At 61.4% G+C, this 14,671-nt stretch carries 18 protein-coding genes; 7 read left to right on the top strand and 11 right to left on the bottom strand.

Features of this window, described 5'->3' with window-relative positions; translation table 11 throughout:
• Positions 1-47: 47 nt before the first annotated feature.
• A complete protein-coding gene (locus ACI3GR_RS18205) occupies positions 48-2,402 on the top strand; it encodes a heavy metal translocating P-type ATPase (protein WP_497204831.1) in 2,355 nt (784 codons plus the stop codon).
• On the opposite strand, the gene ACI3GR_RS18200 is transcribed toward ACI3GR_RS18205, so the two are convergent.
• A complete protein-coding gene (locus tag ACI3GR_RS18200; RefSeq protein ID WP_012187175.1) occupies positions 2,396-2,671 on the bottom strand; it encodes a hypothetical protein in 276 nt (91 codons plus the stop codon). The genes ACI3GR_RS18205 and ACI3GR_RS18200 overlap by 7 nt on opposite strands.
• 97 nt (positions 2,672-2,768) lie before the next feature.
• Between ACI3GR_RS18200 and mntR the strand changes: the two genes are divergently transcribed.
• Positions 2,769-3,227 carry a manganese-binding transcriptional regulator MntR gene (gene mntR / locus ACI3GR_RS18195; protein WP_008327326.1) on the top strand — a complete coding sequence of 153 codons (459 nt, stop codon included), beginning with the start codon at positions 2,769-2,771 and terminating at the stop codon, positions 3,225-3,227.
• A 261-nt stretch (positions 3,228-3,488) separates the two neighbouring features.
• On the opposite strand, the gene lnt is transcribed toward mntR, so the two are convergent.
• Genes lnt through ACI3GR_RS18145 form a run of 10 tightly spaced genes read right to left on the bottom strand, consistent with a single transcriptional unit; the run spans position 3,489 to position 10,941 of the window.
• Positions 3,489-5,060, bottom strand: coding sequence for an apolipoprotein N-acyltransferase (gene lnt, locus ACI3GR_RS18190; RefSeq protein ID WP_009807490.1), 1,572 nt, complete (start codon positions 5,058-5,060; stop codon positions 3,489-3,491).
• Positions 5,057-5,530, bottom strand: coding sequence for a signal peptidase II (gene lspA, locus ACI3GR_RS18185; protein ID WP_007803461.1), 474 nt, complete (start codon positions 5,528-5,530; stop codon positions 5,057-5,059). Before lspA ends, lnt begins: the two co-directional genes overlap by 4 nt.
• Before the next feature lie 4 nt (positions 5,531-5,534).
• Entirely contained in the window at positions 5,535-6,317 is a 783-nt protein-coding gene (locus ACI3GR_RS18180) for a ZIP family metal transporter (RefSeq protein WP_007803463.1), read from the bottom strand.
• Positions 6,318-6,339: 22 nt separating this feature from the next.
• Positions 6,340-6,798, bottom strand: coding sequence for a DUF411 domain-containing protein (locus ACI3GR_RS18175; RefSeq protein WP_007803465.1), 459 nt, complete (start codon positions 6,796-6,798; stop codon positions 6,340-6,342).
• Positions 6,799-6,801: 3 nt separating this feature from the next.
• The gene (locus ACI3GR_RS18170) at positions 6,802-8,175 is read right to left on the bottom strand and encodes a M23 family metallopeptidase (protein WP_007803467.1); all 1,374 of its coding nucleotides are present in this window, start codon (positions 8,173-8,175) and stop codon (positions 6,802-6,804) included.
• Complete coding sequence (locus ACI3GR_RS18165; RefSeq protein WP_007803468.1) at positions 8,172-8,798, bottom strand: SCO family protein; 627 nt, start codon at positions 8,796-8,798, stop codon at positions 8,172-8,174. The genes ACI3GR_RS18170 and ACI3GR_RS18165 overlap by 4 nt, the downstream gene beginning before the upstream one ends.
• On the bottom strand, positions 8,798-9,268 hold the full coding sequence (locus tag ACI3GR_RS18160; RefSeq protein WP_008327335.1) for a copper chaperone PCu(A)C: 471 nt from the start codon (positions 9,266-9,268) through the stop codon (positions 8,798-8,800). The genes ACI3GR_RS18165 and ACI3GR_RS18160 overlap by 1 nt, the downstream gene beginning before the upstream one ends.
• A gap of 22 nt (positions 9,269-9,290) precedes the next feature.
• Positions 9,291-9,950 (bottom strand): DsbA family protein, encoded by a 660-nt coding sequence (locus ACI3GR_RS18155; protein WP_007803472.1) that lies wholly within the window; start codon positions 9,948-9,950, stop codon positions 9,291-9,293.
• The gene (locus ACI3GR_RS18150) at positions 9,947-10,369 is read right to left on the bottom strand and encodes a disulfide bond formation protein B (RefSeq protein ID WP_007803474.1); all 423 of its coding nucleotides are present in this window, start codon (positions 10,367-10,369) and stop codon (positions 9,947-9,949) included. The genes ACI3GR_RS18155 and ACI3GR_RS18150 overlap by 4 nt, the downstream gene beginning before the upstream one ends.
• 5 nt (positions 10,370-10,374) lie before the next feature.
• Complete coding sequence (locus ACI3GR_RS18145) at positions 10,375-10,941, bottom strand: SCO family protein (RefSeq protein WP_007803475.1); 567 nt, start codon at positions 10,939-10,941, stop codon at positions 10,375-10,377.
• A gap of 213 nt (positions 10,942-11,154) precedes the next feature.
• Here ACI3GR_RS18145 and ACI3GR_RS18140 point away from each other — a divergent pair, with 213 nt between their 5' ends.
• The 5 genes from ACI3GR_RS18140 (at position 11,155) to ACI3GR_RS18120 (ending at position 14,157) form a co-directional block, all read left to right on the top strand.
• Positions 11,155-11,583, top strand: coding sequence for a MerR family transcriptional regulator (locus ACI3GR_RS18140; RefSeq protein WP_007803476.1), 429 nt, complete (start codon positions 11,155-11,157; stop codon positions 11,581-11,583).
• 82 nt (positions 11,584-11,665) lie between these two features.
• The gene (locus ACI3GR_RS18135) at positions 11,666-12,286 is read left to right on the top strand and encodes a cation efflux transmembrane domain-containing protein (protein ID WP_008327361.1); all 621 of its coding nucleotides are present in this window, start codon (positions 11,666-11,668) and stop codon (positions 12,284-12,286) included.
• 69 nt (positions 12,287-12,355) lie between these two features.
• Positions 12,356-12,919, top strand: coding sequence for a transglutaminase-like domain-containing protein (locus ACI3GR_RS18130; RefSeq protein ID WP_007803479.1), 564 nt, complete (start codon positions 12,356-12,358; stop codon positions 12,917-12,919).
• Positions 12,909-13,874, top strand: a complete 966-nt coding sequence (locus ACI3GR_RS18125; protein ID WP_007803480.1) for a cation diffusion facilitator family transporter — start codon at positions 12,909-12,911, stop codon at positions 13,872-13,874. The genes ACI3GR_RS18130 and ACI3GR_RS18125 overlap by 11 nt, the downstream gene beginning before the upstream one ends.
• Positions 13,846-14,157: a SpoIIAA family protein gene (locus tag ACI3GR_RS18120; RefSeq protein ID WP_007803481.1), complete on the top strand. Its 312-nt coding sequence runs from the start codon at positions 13,846-13,848 to the stop codon at positions 14,155-14,157. Before ACI3GR_RS18125 ends, ACI3GR_RS18120 begins: the two co-directional genes overlap by 29 nt.
• The last annotated feature ends 514 nt before the right edge of the window (positions 14,158-14,671 follow it).

The raw sequence follows: 14,671 nt of genomic DNA, 5'->3' as shown, positions 1-14,671 counted from the left end.
TGTAGGGGCTATGTCAATGTGGAATCAATGAATCCTGAGGTCAATCCATGTCTTCCGACGGCAACCGCAACGATCACGGCCATCCGGGTGATCAAGAGCATTCTGACCCAAGAGGCAACTCCTGTTGCGACGCCAGCAAGGACGTCGCGTCCACGGCGCCAGCGCCGTCTGGCGGAAGGAGCTTTAAGGTCTCCGGGCTCGATTGCGCCGAAGAGGTGGCGATCCTGAACCGGGTTGTCGGGCCGAAAGTGGGCGGAACCGAACACCTGGCATTCGACGTGATCAACGGGCGAATGACCATCCTCGATAGCGCCGAGAGGATACCAGACGACGAAGTCACGCAGTTGGTCGCAACGACCGGCATGAGCGCCAAGCCATGGGATGCCGACAACGCAGCAGAGGACCAGGCGGCGCATCTGGCACGTCAGAAGCGCTTTACCTCGTTGAGCGGCGGCTTCTGGGCGGCGGGATTCCTTTTTCACATTGTCGAGACCGGCATGGGCGGCGCGCTCGGGCTCTTTGCGGGCCATGGCGAGGTGCCTATGCCTATGGTGGAAGCAGGGATCTTCGCCGTCGCGATTCTTTTTGGCGTCTGGCTTGTCGCGCCCAAGGCCTGGTCTTCGGCGCGGAGGCTTAGCCCCGACATGAACCTGCTCATGGTGGTGGCCGTCGCGGGCGCCATCGGCCTCGGCGAGTTTTTTGAGGCCGCGACGGTCGCCTTCTTCTTCTCGCTTTCGCTTTATCTTGAGAGCTGGAGCGTGGGGCGGGCGCGTAATGCGGTTTCCGCGCTCCTCGATCTGGCGCCGCCAACGGCGCGGGTTCTTTACGACGACGGATCTGAATCCGACGTTCCGGCCGCGGCCGTGGCAGTCAATGCAAGGTTTATCGTGCGCGGCGGCGACCGGATCCCCCTCGACGGTGAGGTCGTGGACGGGGCAGGGGCCGTCGATCAGGCCCCAATTACTGGGGAAAGCGCGCTAGTGCCCAAGGAACCAGGCGACGAGGTCTATGCCGGCACGATCAACGGCGAGGGCACACTGACGGTGCGGGCGACGAAGGCCGCCTCGGACACGGTGCTCGCGAAAATCATTCGCATGGTGGGCGATGCCCATGCCCGCCGCGCGCCGGTCGAACAGTGGGTGGCCAAGTTCGCGCGCATCTACACACCCATCGTGATGGCTTTGGCGATCGCCATCGCGCTGGTGCCGCCACTGCTGCTCGGCGGCGCCTGGGACTACTGGTTCTACAATGCTCTGGTCCTTCTGGTCATCGCATGTCCTTGCGCGCTGGTCATTTCTACGCCGGTCTCCATCGTGGCAGCGCTGACCGCGTCGGCACGGGCGGGGGTGCTCATCAAGGGCGGCGCCTATGTCGAGGCGCCGGGGCGGACCACGGCACTGGCGATGGACAAGACCGGGACGATCACCATGGGCGAGCCTGAGGTGGCGGCGGTTCACCCACTGGTCGGCGTTTCCGCACGCGATCTCATGGCGCTGGCAGCAAGCCTGGAGGCGCGGTCTTCACACCCGCTGGCACGCGCCATCCTCTCGCGCGCCGAAGCCGATGGTGTTTCCGTGTCTGCCGCAGAGGACACCCGTACCGTGCCCGGGCGCGGTCTGGAAGGACGCGCCGACGGGCGCGCTATCTGGCTCGGCTCGGATCGCTTCGCCGAAGAGAAGGGGTTCGGCAATGCCATTCCGGCGGATCTGCGGGATCGGATCGAAGGGGCAGGGAGCACCCTCGTTGCCGTGGGTGACGAGACCGGCGTGACCGGCGTACTGGAGCTTCGCGACCGCATCCGCCCAGATGCAAAGGGGATCGTTGCGCGTCTGCATGCGCAGGGTGTGAAGACCATCGTGATGTTGACGGGCGACAACGAACGCACCGCGCGCGCGGTGGCAGCCGAAGTCGGCATCGACGAGGTGCGCGCCGAACTTTTGCCAGAAGACAAGGTGACGGCCATTGAGGAACTCGTCGAAAGCCACGACATGGTGGCGATGATCGGCGACGGTGTGAATGACGCACCGGCCATGGCGCGGGCGCATTATGCCATCGCCATGGGCGCTGTCGGATCGGATGCCGCGATCGAGACGGCCGACATCGCGCTGATGACCGACGACATCGGCAAGGTACCCTGGCTTATCGGCCATTCGCGCCGTGCCATGACGATCATCCACCAGAATATCGGCATATCGCTGGCGACCAAGGCGCTGTTCGTCGGGCTGACCGCGTTCGGTATGGCCTCAATGTGGGGCGCCATTGCTGCGGATGTAGGCGTGTCTCTGCTGGTGGTCGCCAACGCACTTCGGCTCCTGAACGGCCATCAGGTTGAGGCCGGGCCTTCAGGCGGAGAACCGGTGGGCGAGCAGATGGCGAAAGGAGCACTGGCGCACGGTCATTGATCCGGCGGTTTCGGTAGCTCGATATCGCTTTTGCGGTCCAGCCACGCCAGCGCCCCGACAGAGAATTCCGAACCCCGGTAGGGTTCCGTCCAGGCGGTCTCGATGTCGTCCCAGGGCAGAGGCTCGAGATTTCCAAGAAAGAGCGTCAGACGGTAGGCCGCTGCCTCGGGAAGCCAAGGCGCCTCCTTGGCCGGCGTCGCGGCGACAGGTCCGGACAGGAGGAGCGCACTTGCGAGTGTGGCGAGCAGCACTCTCATAATATTTCGCATCACCACGGCCTCCAAAGTAAAAAGTTAGACATGGCTAACTTATCTACCCGAAGCAAACAAGTTGTCAATCCCGCTGTTTCGCTGCAAAGTCCCGAGTATGACAAAGCTACAATCACAAGGGCGTGAGCCATTCGAAGCGGTCGACCGGGCTCCCGAGGCGCAGGCCGATGGCTTTGCGACCGTGCGTCAGGCACATGAAAGCGAGATGGCGGAGGATTACGTCGAACTGATCGCGGAACTGATCGAGACGCGCGGGGAGGCCAGACCGGTCGAGATCGCCGAGCGGCTTGGCGTGAAGCCGCCGACCGTGACCAAGAACATCTCGCGGCTCAAGGCTGCTGGTCTGGTCCGGCGGGAGCCATACCGCGCGATATTCCTCACCGATGCCGGGCAGGACCTCGCGGAGATCTGTCGACGCCGCCACAGGGTCGTCGTCGCCTTTCTTCTGAGCCTGGGAATCGACGAAGAGACCGCGGAACGCGATGCGGAAGGGATCGAGCATCACGTCAGCGGGACGACATTGGAGGCGTTCGAGCGACGGCTCAATCAGAAATGAGCTCGCCTAGATGCACATTCGCGCGATTCTCTATCGGGACCTCGAGCTATCAGGTCTTCAAGCCGCTGACACGTTTGCGCAATTTCGAAGCTCGCTAGCCGAGAACCCGCGACAGCACGATGGTTGCAAACAGGGCGACAAGTCCGAAGGCGATCGCAGACGCTACCGCATATTGGAGGATATCCAGGTGATTCCCCCTCCTCCGTCGTGCCAGATAGCCACCCCAGATCGCGCCTCCGATAGCGCTCACGATCACAAGCATCAGGATACCTCCGTTCCAAAATGCCGCGCATCGGGATCTCGTCCGAGCAAACTGGCCAGCCAGCCGAAGACCCAGCACCCAAAAACAAGAACCAACAAGGTCCAGTCGCCGAACCGCGCATAGGGCGTTGGAGTACGCGCGCCCGGCAGGCCGGCATCAATGGTGCCTGTTTCCCCGGTATCAAGACGCGCGACGACATTTCCATTGGCGTCGATGATCGCGGATATCCCAGTGTTGGCCGCCCGGACCACGGGAAGTCCCTCCTCGACCGCGCGCATCCGCGCGGAGGCGAGGTGCTGCTCGGGTCCGATGCTGGTTCCGAACCAGGCATCATTTGTGGCGTTGAATATCCAGTCGGGGCGGAAAAGGTCATCGACCACGTGGCCCGGAAAGATGATCTCGTAACAGATCGCCACCGCGACCAGAGGCGCGCCAGGGATCGCCAGCGTGCGCGGCCCTGGTCCCGGCGTGAAATCGCCCAACCCTTCGGTCAGCCGCTCGATGGGCAGCCAGCCTTTCAGGGGCACATATTCCCCGAACGGAACAAGATGATGTTTTGCATACCCCGTCAGAACCTCGCCGCTGCCGTCATAGGCCTGAACCGTGTTGAAATATCTGGTTCCCCCATCGCCCTCCACTCGGTCAGGCGCACCTGTCAGTAGGATCCTGCCGTCTGGCAAAGCTGCAGATATCCGCGCGCGTGCCGCAGCATCTTCGTCCAGAAAGCCGGGGAAGGCCGTTTCCGGCCAAAGCAGCAAATCGAAACGTCCGGGTTGCGCGGACAAGCCCAGGTATTTTTCCAAGGTTCGCTGGCGGCTGCCCGGTACCCACTTCTCGACTTGTGGCACATTGCCTTGGACGATGCGCAAAGCAACGTCTGTCGGCGGCACGTCCTGCCCTGACCGAAGCGCACCGCCAACCCAGAAACCCGCCACAGCAACGGCGAAGAGCACGAGAACAGGCGCGCGTCTCTTTGGCGCCGCCACAGTCAACACACCTGGCAATATGCCGATGAAGACCGTGAGAAAGCCCAAACCGTAGCTTCCGACCCAGGCGGCGGGTTGGCGCAGGGCGGCATAGTCGACAAGGGCATAAGCGGCAAGGTTCCAGGGAAACCCTGTCAGGACATGACCCCGCAGCCATTCCGTGGCCACCCAGCAGGTTGCAAACAGCAGGCCCGCCGCAATGCCGCCGACAGCTCGGCGCTGCATGATGGCGGCAAAAAGCATCGCCGCCATGCCCGGGAAGATGGCAAGTCCGGCGGACAGACCCGCGACCGCCGGAATCGCCAGTGCGCCGAAACGTTCGGCATCGACGTAAAAGCTCTCGGCGATCCAGGAAATTCCAATCCCGAATTGGCCCAGTCCGAAAGCCCAACCGACAAGGAAAGCGCGCGAGGTTGAGATGTTCCGGAGAACGATAAAGAGCACGGAGAAGGCGACAGGGACCGCGATGAGCCAAGAAAACGGCGGAAGAGTCAAAACCGTCAATCCGCCGGCAGCAAGGGCAAGACCCATGCGCTGGAACAGGTTCAGGTCCTCACTAACGAACTGCGGCAATCCCGGCTTCATGAATCGGTCTGAAGTCGAGCGCCAACCCACGGCGCAATGAGCAGCAGCATCACGCCGCCAACCACAAAAACATCGGCCATGTTGAAGGCAGGCCAGTGCGCCGTCCCGATGTAGAAATCGAGGAAATCCGTCACCGCACGATAGCGCAGGCGGTCCAGAATATTGCCGAGTGCACCGCCGATGATCGCACCATAGGCAATGGCCTCGACCCGGCTGCTGGTACGGACCAGCATGAACGCCAGCCAGACGCAGATGCCAAGCGCCAGTAAGACAAGGCTCCACCACGGCGCGCCGCCGAGAAGCCCGAAGGTCACTCCGTCATTGCGCAGGTAGATGAGATTGAAGCCGGGAAAGACCGATACGCCGGAACTAAGAACAGTCGCATTGGACACAACGATTGCCTTCGTTGCCTGATCGACAAGAAAGGCGATCAGCGCAGCAAGCAGACCGACGAAGAGGCAAGTTCTCATCAGCTTATCCCAGCCAGACGTCGAGGAACAACATGATCACAAGACCAACGGCGAGGCCGAGCGTCGCCCTGTTCTGATGGCCGGATCGGTGGGTTTCCGGAATGATCTCGTGGCTGATGACGTAGAGCATCGCACCTGCTGCGAAGGCGAGACCCCAGGGCAGCAGCGGTTGCGAAAGACTGATAATCCCTGCGCCGAGAAGTCCACCGACGGGCTCGACGAGACCGGTCAGAGCGGCGATGCCCCAGGCGCGAAGCCTGGAATAGCCCTCGCCGAGCAACGAAACCGCCACCGCCAGACCTTCGGGGGCATTCTGTAATCCAATACCGATCGCAAGTGGCAACCCGCCCGACAAACCGTCAGCCCCGAACCCGACGCCGACGGCAAGCCCTTCGGGAAAATTGTGGATAGTGATCGCGATGATGAAAAGCCAGACGCGCCGCAGCGATGCGGCGTCGGGACCTTCCCGCCCCGTCTTGAAATGTTCATGCGGTAGCCGTTCGTTCATCAGAGCGATCGCGCCCATGCCAAGCAGGATCGCAACACATACGATGGCCGCCGGGAGAGCACCGTTGTCGAACTGTCCTTCAGCTGCGTCGAGAGCCGGGATGATCAGCGAGAAGAACGAAGCCGCGAGCATGACACCCGCCGCGAAGCCAAGCAGCAGATCGCGCGTGGCCCGGGACGGGATGCGCCCAAAAAGAACGGGGACCGCCCCGACCGCGGTCAGCGATCCGGCGGCCAGGCTTCCAAGAAAGCCAAGCGCTATGGGGGAGAGGGGTTCCAATTGTTAAGGTTCTGCCGCGAGTTCAGTCAGGAGCCGAGTAGCTGGTGTAGACCTCGGTCGATCCGTCTTCGTGGATCAGGAAGACATCGTAAGCCTCCCGGTCGTCCTCCGGTCCCATGCCGGGCGACCCGTAGGGCATTCCCGGCACCGCCAGGCCTACCGCGTCTGGCCGGTCCTCCAGCAGGCGTTGGATGTCAGCCGCCGGCACGTGGCCCTCGATCACATAGCCGTCGACCAAAGCCGTATGGCAGGAGACCATGCGCTGCGGCACGCCATTGTCGAGTTTGAAGCGCACAAGAGATCCTCCGAACATGTCCTCGCCCATCGGCGCGAAGCCATTCTCCTCGAGGTGCTTCATCCAGGACAGGCAACAGCCGCAGCCGTTTGTCTTCCGGACGTCGATCTGAATCGCCTCTGCGACGGCCTGCGCCGCAGGAAGCAAGGCAAATGCGATGGCAAGGGCGGGAGTAAATCGTTTCATGGATCAAAGCCTTTCGGTTGTCGTCTGTGCAAATTCGCTGGCGAGCCTCTCAGCAAGAAGTGAACGCGCCTCACGCAGTCGCTCAAGCGCGGCCGTGTCGTCCGCTTCACGCTCGGCCGCCTCTGCCAATCGGTCGTCAGAGAGAGGGTCGGTTGGGCGACCGTCCACCAGCACTTCGTAATGTAGGTTGGGGCCTGTCGCGGTACCCGTCGCACCGACCCGCCCGATCATATCTCCGGCCATCACGCGTTGCCCTTGTGTGAGCCCGTCCGGTACGGCGCTCAGATGCGCATAGCGCGTCAGGGTGTCGGAGCCATGAGCGATCTCGACGACCCGGCCATACCCACCGCGTCGGCCGATGAAGCTAACGCGGCCCGGCGCCGTCGCCTGTACCGGCGTGCCGCGCGCCGCCGCGAAGTCGACTCCTGTGTGCATCCGTACATTGCCGTAGACCGGATGGGTGCGGCGCCCGAACACAGAACTCAGCCGTGCACCTTCGACCGGTTGCGCAAACACGCGCAGGACTTCTCCGTCGACATAGATCGTCGCTTGGCCGCTGCCGTCGTTCGGCCAGACGATTTCATAGACCGAGCCATCGATATCCAGTGCGGCAAAGGCAAGCTCGGGCTGACCAATCCTCTTGTTCCCGTCTCGGGCCTCGCGCCAAAGGAGGCGCATCGTCTCGCCACCCGCAAGATCACGACGGAAATCCACGGTGCCGCCCAGCATCTGCGCCAGGTCCACCGCAAAACGGGCGGGGATGTCTGCCGTGTTCAGGGCGGCGAAAATCGAGCTCTCGATCACCGCCTCGCCGGCGAAAGTCACCAATTCGGGATCCGGGTCCAACACGCGGGCGGCAAGCTGTTCGCCGAAGACCGCCTCTATCCGGACACCGTCTTCGACGGCGAGCTCTACACGACGCGGGTTGTCGTCCGTTGTGGAAACCACCGTAATGATGTGACCCGGACGCAGACGGCGCAGATCGTATTCCGTGCCAATCGCCAAGGCGATTTCGGCGCGATCCGAAGCATCCAGCCCCGCATCGGAAAGGACCGCATCAAGCGTCTCGCCGGACGCAATCTCCCGCGACCAGGTGACCAGCGGGGGCTCGATAGATGGCAAGGAGGTATCAGCGGGGGAAACGGTCAGGAGCGGCCGGGGTCTGAACTCGAATGCGATATCCGCCTGGGCGAGTGTAGGGCGGACCGAATTGGTTTCGGTAATCCGAGGCGGCGCAAGCGGATTGGGAGTCCAGAGGGTCGCTTCAGCAATCGCAGGGGGCACCGGTTCTTTGGACAGAACGCCAGAGATGGCGATGGCGGTCACCGAAAATGCGCCTGCGACCGCAACGGCCGCCAAGACAGTTCTTATCTTCATGTTGCCCCCTCTACGTCTTCTGTCAGTGCGCGCTGGATCTTCGGCACCGCGAATTCTCTTTGCTCGTGATAGTCGATCATGGTGACGAGCTCACCCTCGGCATCGAACAGGAATACGCTTGCCGTATGGTTCATCGTATAGCCGCCGCCCTCAGTCGGGACGCGCTCAAATGAGGCACGAAACCCTTCTGCAGCGCGGGCAATTTGGTCTTCCGGCCCCGTCCAGCCACGAATGACCGGATGAAAATAGCCGACATATTCGGCCATGGCCTCGACCGTGTCCCGCTCCGGGTCGACCGTGATGAAGACCACGTTCATCTCTGATGCTTCGTCGCCCAGTTCCTCAAGCCAGCCGGAAATATCCGATAGGGTCGTCGGGCAGACGTCCGGGCAGTAGGTGAACCCGAAAAACACCATTGTGGGACGACCGATCAGGTTGCCAGGCCCTACCTCATTTTCCTCGTGGTCGGTCAGCCGGAACTCCATCGCCGATAGGGGCAGGGGCCGCTGCCCTTTTGGTTCAGGCGCACCGGGCCCGTCCACCCGCCACCAGCCCACGAAGAGCGTCAGGCCAAGAACGCCGGCACCGGCTGCGCCGTATAGAAGGAGCTGCCGACGTTGCATCAGCCCTCCGGTCCACGCGCGGCGATTCCGAGGATTGGGACCTCGACCGTCACCTTGCCGCCATCCGAGAAGGTCAGTGTCAGCGGGAAATTCTCGCCTTCGGTCATCGGCTCTTGCAGCTTCATGAGCATGGCGTGCAACCCGCCCGGCTCCAATGCCACGCTTTGGCCGGGCTCAATCGTGATCTCGCCTGCAGGCGCCATGGAACTGACGCCATCGGAGTTGGTTTTCGACTCATGGATCTCGGGCATCATTGCCAGCGGTGTCGCAAGTCCGGTCAGCGTAACGGCGTCTTCACCCGTGTTGCGCACGGTCATATAGGCGGCACCTGGCCTGTTGACGCCGATCGAGGCGCGGGACCACGCATTCTCGACCACGACATCCTCCGAACCGGCCAGTGCGGGGGCCGACAGCCCTGCAACCGTCAAAAGCACGGCCAATGCATTGGTATATCTCAACTTCTTCACCACTCGTTTCTCCTGCCTCCGCAAATCAGCTTTGGCTTGCCGCAACTTCCACTGCCACCAGCCTCTGCAATTCGGCCTCACCGAACGGATCGAGAGGCTTGCCGTTCACGAAGAACGTGGGCGTTTGGCGGACCCCGACTGTCTCGACATCGGCGCGGTCCTGGTTGAGCACCGCCACAACACCGGGGGCCAGCATCTGTGTCCGGGCAGCTTCGACATCCAGACCTCCGCTTGCTGCAATCTCAAGGATCAATCCGGGTGCCGGGGTCCCGTGAGACGCCCATCTGGGCTGCTCTCGCAAGACTGCCTCGAGCACAGGTTCAAACACGTCCTGCATGCGCGCCGCCTCGAGCACACGGATCGCTTCTACCGACGCCTCGCCGTGAAAAGGCGTATAGCGGATTACAACGCGCACCGCGTCTCCGTGCTCCGCCATGATATCCTCGACGACCGGATAGAAAGCGCGGCATGCCTCGCAGGCCGGGTCGAAGAATTCAACGATGGTTACGGGCGCATCCTCGGGCCCGAGGATCGGGGAATAGGGTCGGATCAGCGCGTCGGCCATTTCAGGGTCGATGGGATCGGACGCGGCAATCGGGTCGGGGCGGGTGGCATACCAGGCGGCACCGCCGAAACCGGCGACCCCGAGCGCGAGAACGGACAGGATGAGGCCGCGTCGTTTCATTTTTGTGTTTCCTTCAGTGAGAGAGCCGACAGCAGACCGATCATCGCGAAGGCGACGAGCGCCATCAAAGGAATCGGAATGCCGAAGACCAGTTGATTGTCGTCGGTACAGGATGGGCCGGTCGCCGTGCAGGGCTGGATACGCTCGGGGATAACGCCGACATAGAGGCCCAAGTGCCAAAGCGCGACGGCGGCACCGCCCAAAGCCAGCGCGATCCCGTAGCGACCCACGCGCCGATCCTGCCACCACAGCCCAAGCCCGAGGATGATGGCCAAGGGGAACATGAAGGCACGCTGGAACCAGCAGAGCACGCAAGGTGTCTGCCCCAGAACCTCGCCGATGAAGAGCACAGCAAGCGACGCGGTGAGCGCGATGATCCAGGCCAGGCCAAGGGCCGTCTCTCCGGAAAGTCGGGTCATGACGATCAGATCCTCTGTCTCAGATCGGCGAGGATCTCTTCGGCGGGCGTGCCGTAGGGCCAGGAGTCCGCGAAGCCTGCTTGCGTGTCGAAAAGGAAAAGATGCGACGTGTGACCCATCGTGTATCCGCCCGGCGCAGTCGCCTGCTCGATCCGCTCAAAGAATATCGGAAAGGTTTCGGATGTCGCGGCGATCTGCTCCGGTGTACCGGTCAGCCCGATGATCCCTGCGTCGAACAGGGGCACATACTCGGCAAGTGCAGTCGGCGTATCCCGCTCCGGATCAATCGTTATGAAAATCGGCTGAACCATTGCTGCCTCATCGCCCAGGCCCTCCATCACGGCCGCGACTTCGGACAGTGTTGTCGGACAGACGTCGGGGCAATTGGTGAAGCCAAAGAAGACCAGCATCCAGCGCCCTGCGAAATCTTCGTCCGTTTGGACCATGCCGCGATGATCGGTCAGTTCGAAATCAGCAAGAAACGGTGGTTCACTCTCGGTGCGGGCAAGATCGGCACGGTAGTCGGACCATAGCAACAGCCAGATGAAAACGAACGCCGCCGCGCCCGCCAACACCCACAACACCTTCTGAAGACCTGAAAGCCTCACGCCGCTCCGCCCGAACCTGATTCTATATTTTGTGTGCGTTTACATCCTCTAGCTACTGTAGGTTCAAGCGTGATTGTCATCGATCGGCCAACAATCACCGATCTGTGAAACTCGGGTGAAGCTTGTGATGCGCACCGCATAAAGCTACACCCACTGTAGGTAATGTGGGGAGCGGAAATGCTGACGATTGGGACGCTGGCGAAGAAGACCGGAACAAAGGTGCAGACCATCCGGTATTACGAGCAGATCGGACTTATGCCTGAGCCCGGCAGGACCGAGGGGGGCCAACGACGCTATGGCGACGCCGAACTCGACCGCTTGTCATTCGTCCGGCACGCACGGCAACTGGGGTTCTCGTTGGACGCGATCCGTGAGCTCCTCGATCTCAGCGATCATCCGGGAAAGTCCTGCGCTGAGGCGGATGCAATAGCCCGTCGGCAACTCAAACAGGTCGAGCAACGATTGGCGCGGCTCGAGGCGCTGCGGACGGAATTGAAGCGGATGGTGCATGAGTGCAGCGGCGGACAGACTTCTGATTGCCGTGTGCTCGAGGTACTGCGCGACCATTCCGAATGCCTGACCGACCATGAAGAGATCGGCGCCTGAGCAATTTCGACGACCTTTGATCGGAACGCAAAAAGCCCGGTGTTAGTTACTCATTGGCAATTCACTAATTTGGATACCCGGCATGGCGGAGCAGAGAAACGCAACGGAAAGACGCACACTCTGGATCGTGCTGGGTCTCAACATCGGGCTGGCAGTCGCTTTCTTCGCCTCGGGCGCATTCGGCGAGTCAAGCGCGCTTATCGCCAATGGCCTCGACAATCTGTCGGACAGTTTCGTCTACGCGATCAGCCTCTTCGCGCTGTCCCGCTCCGCCAAGTGGAAGCGCGGAGCGGCGAACGTTTCGGGCGGCCTGCTGATCCTCTTCGCCCTTGGAATCCTGTATGACGCGTGGCGCCGCTACGTCGGCGGATCGGATCCTCTTGGCACGATCATGATTGTCATGGCGCTGGTAGCGGCGGCCATCAACGCACTTTGCGTCTGGCTGCTGGCACGGCTTCGCGATCCAGACGTAAACATCCGAGCGGCGAATACGTTCAGCTGGAACGACTTCGCGGCCAATCTCGGAATCGTCGTCGCAGGCGGGCTCGTAGCCTGGCTCGGAACGAATTGGCCGGACCTTGTCGTGGGCGTGATTGTCGCCGGCATCGCGGCCTGGGGTGGCGTCGGAATCCTGAGAGACGCGCATGGTGAACACCACAAGGCGGTGCACAATGACGATCAGGTAACCAAGGACTCGGCCTGAAATCGGGGCTTGAAGCTACAGTGACTGTAGCAACTACATATTCTCGTGAACGATTCGAGGAGGTATCCCGTGAACCCCGCCGACCCTCATTTGGCCAAAACCCGGCTGCTGGATTTTGACGCGACCTCAATTGCAAAACTGATCGAGGAGCGCGGCTGGGCAGACCTTCCCAGCGACGACCGAATTGGGGCCATCTACGATTTCGTCAGGAACGAGATTACCTTCGGCTACAACCGCGCCGACGACATTCCGGCGTCCGAGGTCCTCGCAGATGGCCACGGGCAGTGCAACACCAAGGGCACGCTCCTCATGGCCCTGCTGCGTGGCGTGGGAGTTCGCTGCCGACTGCACGGGTTCACAATCCACAAGGCGCTTCAGAGAGGCGTCGTTCCGGAACTCGTCTATCCCCTCGCGCCGTCCGAAATCCTCCACTCCTGGGTAGAGGTGGACTTGGGCGACGGATGGGTCAATCACCGCCAGAACTTCGGATTTGTGCGCGACTTGCTCTATCGCCACGTCATCCGTCACTGGATGAATGCCAGGGTTCGCCGCATCCGCCGCGGAATCTTGCCGCCGGTCCCCGGATTCGATCGGCCGAACCACCGCCATGAGGAGACGAACCGTGCCGCATGATCACGGCCACGCCCACATCGATCCTCAATCCGGTGATCGTCGCGTCTCCATCGCCATCTGGGCCAACGGCCTCCTGACGGTCGCGCAGATCGTCGGCGGGATCCTTTCCGGCAGCCTCGCGCTGATCGCGGATGCCCTCCACAATTTCTCGGACATGGCGTCGCTGGTGATCGCCTTCTTCGCGCGTAAGATCGCTCGCCGCCCGGCGGACAAGCGCATGACCTTCGGCTATGGGCGGGTAGAAATCGTCGCAGCGCTCATCAACTACACGACACTTATCCTGATCGGCTTCTACCTGATCTACGAGGGTGGCATGCGCATGATCGACCCACCAGAGGTACAGGGCTGGACGGTGGTGATCCTGGGCGGTGTGGCACTGGTCGTCGACACGTTGACGGCGCTGCTCACCTATTCGATGCAGAAAGGCAGCGTGAACATCCGTGCGCTCTTCCTGCACAACCTATCGGACGCTTTGGCCTCCGTGGCGGTCATCATCGGCGGCTCGCTCATCCTCCTCTACAACATGCGGTGGGTCGACCCGGCGATCACCATCGGCATCGCTCTCTACATCCTCTACCTCGCATTTACCGAGATCGGCGGTCCGATTCGGACGCTGATGCTCGGCAGTCCACCGGACATCGATAATGAAACCGTCGTTCAGGCGATGCGGGGTGTGGATGGTGTCGCGGACGTTCATCACGTGCATCTGTGGCAGATGCAGGAGCACGAGGCGGCTCTGGACTGCCACGTCGTGCTGACAGCGGACGGCTGGGGTCAAATCGAAAAGATCAAGGCCGCGATCAAGGACCGGCTGAAGGACGATTTCAGCATCGGTCATTCGAGTCTGGAATTTGAGCACGAAGACCGCGCACACGAAAACGCTGACCTTTACGGTCACGGCAAACCGGAAAAAGAGGAGGAAAACCATGTTCACCGAGACACTGACAGCTCATGACGACACGATTGGCCTCGCCTGCGAGGGCAAGCTCAGCGAAAGCGACCTGAAACGGATGCACGCCCTGCTTCATGAGCGCCTGCAAGAGACAAGTAAGCCCGGCCTGGTTCTCGATCTCACGAGGTTCGAAGGCTACGATGGGCCGTCCGCTCTGCTCGAAGATCTGAAAATCGACACAGCCCATAGGAATGACTTCCGCCGCGTCGCTGTGGTGGGCGAAGGGGCTTTGTTGGAGTGGGGAACCAGGTTCGCCGACGTGCTGACCACGGCAGAACTCCGTTAGTTCGACCCGGCGGAAATGAAGGCGGCAATCGCCTGGGCAAGTGAAAGGTAGAGTAGCTTTCAATTAGATGCCTTCGCAGAAGACAGCATCTGTTCGAAACCATAAACAAAAGAACTACAGCAGTTGCGAGACCCAAGAGCAATCCGAAAGTTCTGAACATGGTCGCTCCTTTCGCAAAGGAGTAACTTTGGTACGGTGGCACTGCCCTTGCCGGGGCATTATCAAATCGTAATGTTTTAGCGGCTCAGGGCGCCAGTTGGTTAACATAAACTTCATTATACGTATCCTCCGTGTACGTGGGAGCGCGCTACCCTGAAGTGCGCTCCCGGCTACAAGCGGCGAACTTGTAATAAACATTATGTTCACTTTATTGAGCATGCCGTCTCAGCGTACCGCCTGAATACTGCACTCCCCGTGATGCGCCGTCTCAACTCAAGATTGGTGGGCGATTTTGCGCTAATGAAGCTCAGTTGGCGCCATGTCACTATTTCGTAGCGGCATGACGTAACACTTC

The sequence above is a fragment of the Pseudooceanicola aestuariicola genome (genome assembly GCF_045763785.1).
Taxonomy (GTDB): Bacteria; Pseudomonadota; Alphaproteobacteria; order Rhodobacterales; family Rhodobacteraceae; genus Pseudooceanicola.
Note: the sequence above shows the minus strand (reverse complement) of the source record. Positions and strands in the feature narration are given on the sequence as shown.

Bases quoted from the DNA above. Each gene is read 5' to 3' on its own strand.
- ACI3GR_RS18205 (WP_497204831.1), top strand. From the start codon at position 48: ATGTCTTCCGACGGCAACCGCAACGATCACGGCCATCCGGGTGATCAA.
- ACI3GR_RS18200 (WP_012187175.1), bottom strand. From the start codon at position 2,671: ATGCGAAATATTATGAGAGTGCTGCTCGCCACACTCGCAAGTGCGCTC.
- mntR (WP_008327326.1), top strand. From the start codon at position 2,769: ATGACAAAGCTACAATCACAAGGGCGTGAGCCATTCGAAGCGGTCGAC.
- lnt (WP_009807490.1), bottom strand. From the start codon at position 5,060: ATGAAGCCGGGATTGCCGCAGTTCGTTAGTGAGGACCTGAACCTGTTC.
- lspA (WP_007803461.1), bottom strand. From the start codon at position 5,530: ATGAGAACTTGCCTCTTCGTCGGTCTGCTTGCTGCGCTGATCGCCTTT.
- ACI3GR_RS18175 (WP_007803465.1), bottom strand. From the start codon at position 6,798: ATGAAACGATTTACTCCCGCCCTTGCCATCGCATTTGCCTTGCTTCCT.
- ACI3GR_RS18170 (WP_007803467.1), bottom strand. From the start codon at position 8,175: ATGAAGATAAGAACTGTCTTGGCGGCCGTTGCGGTCGCAGGCGCATTT.
- ACI3GR_RS18165 (WP_007803468.1), bottom strand. From the start codon at position 8,798: ATGCAACGTCGGCAGCTCCTTCTATACGGCGCAGCCGGTGCCGGCGTT.
- ACI3GR_RS18155 (WP_007803472.1), bottom strand. From the start codon at position 9,950: ATGAAACGACGCGGCCTCATCCTGTCCGTTCTCGCGCTCGGGGTCGCC.
- ACI3GR_RS18150 (WP_007803474.1), bottom strand. From the start codon at position 10,369: ATGACCCGACTTTCCGGAGAGACGGCCCTTGGCCTGGCCTGGATCATC.
- ACI3GR_RS18140 (WP_007803476.1), top strand. From the start codon at position 11,155: ATGCTGACGATTGGGACGCTGGCGAAGAAGACCGGAACAAAGGTGCAG.
- ACI3GR_RS18135 (WP_008327361.1), top strand. From the start codon at position 11,666: ATGGCGGAGCAGAGAAACGCAACGGAAAGACGCACACTCTGGATCGTG.
- ACI3GR_RS18120 (WP_007803481.1), top strand. From the start codon at position 13,846: ATGTTCACCGAGACACTGACAGCTCATGACGACACGATTGGCCTCGCC.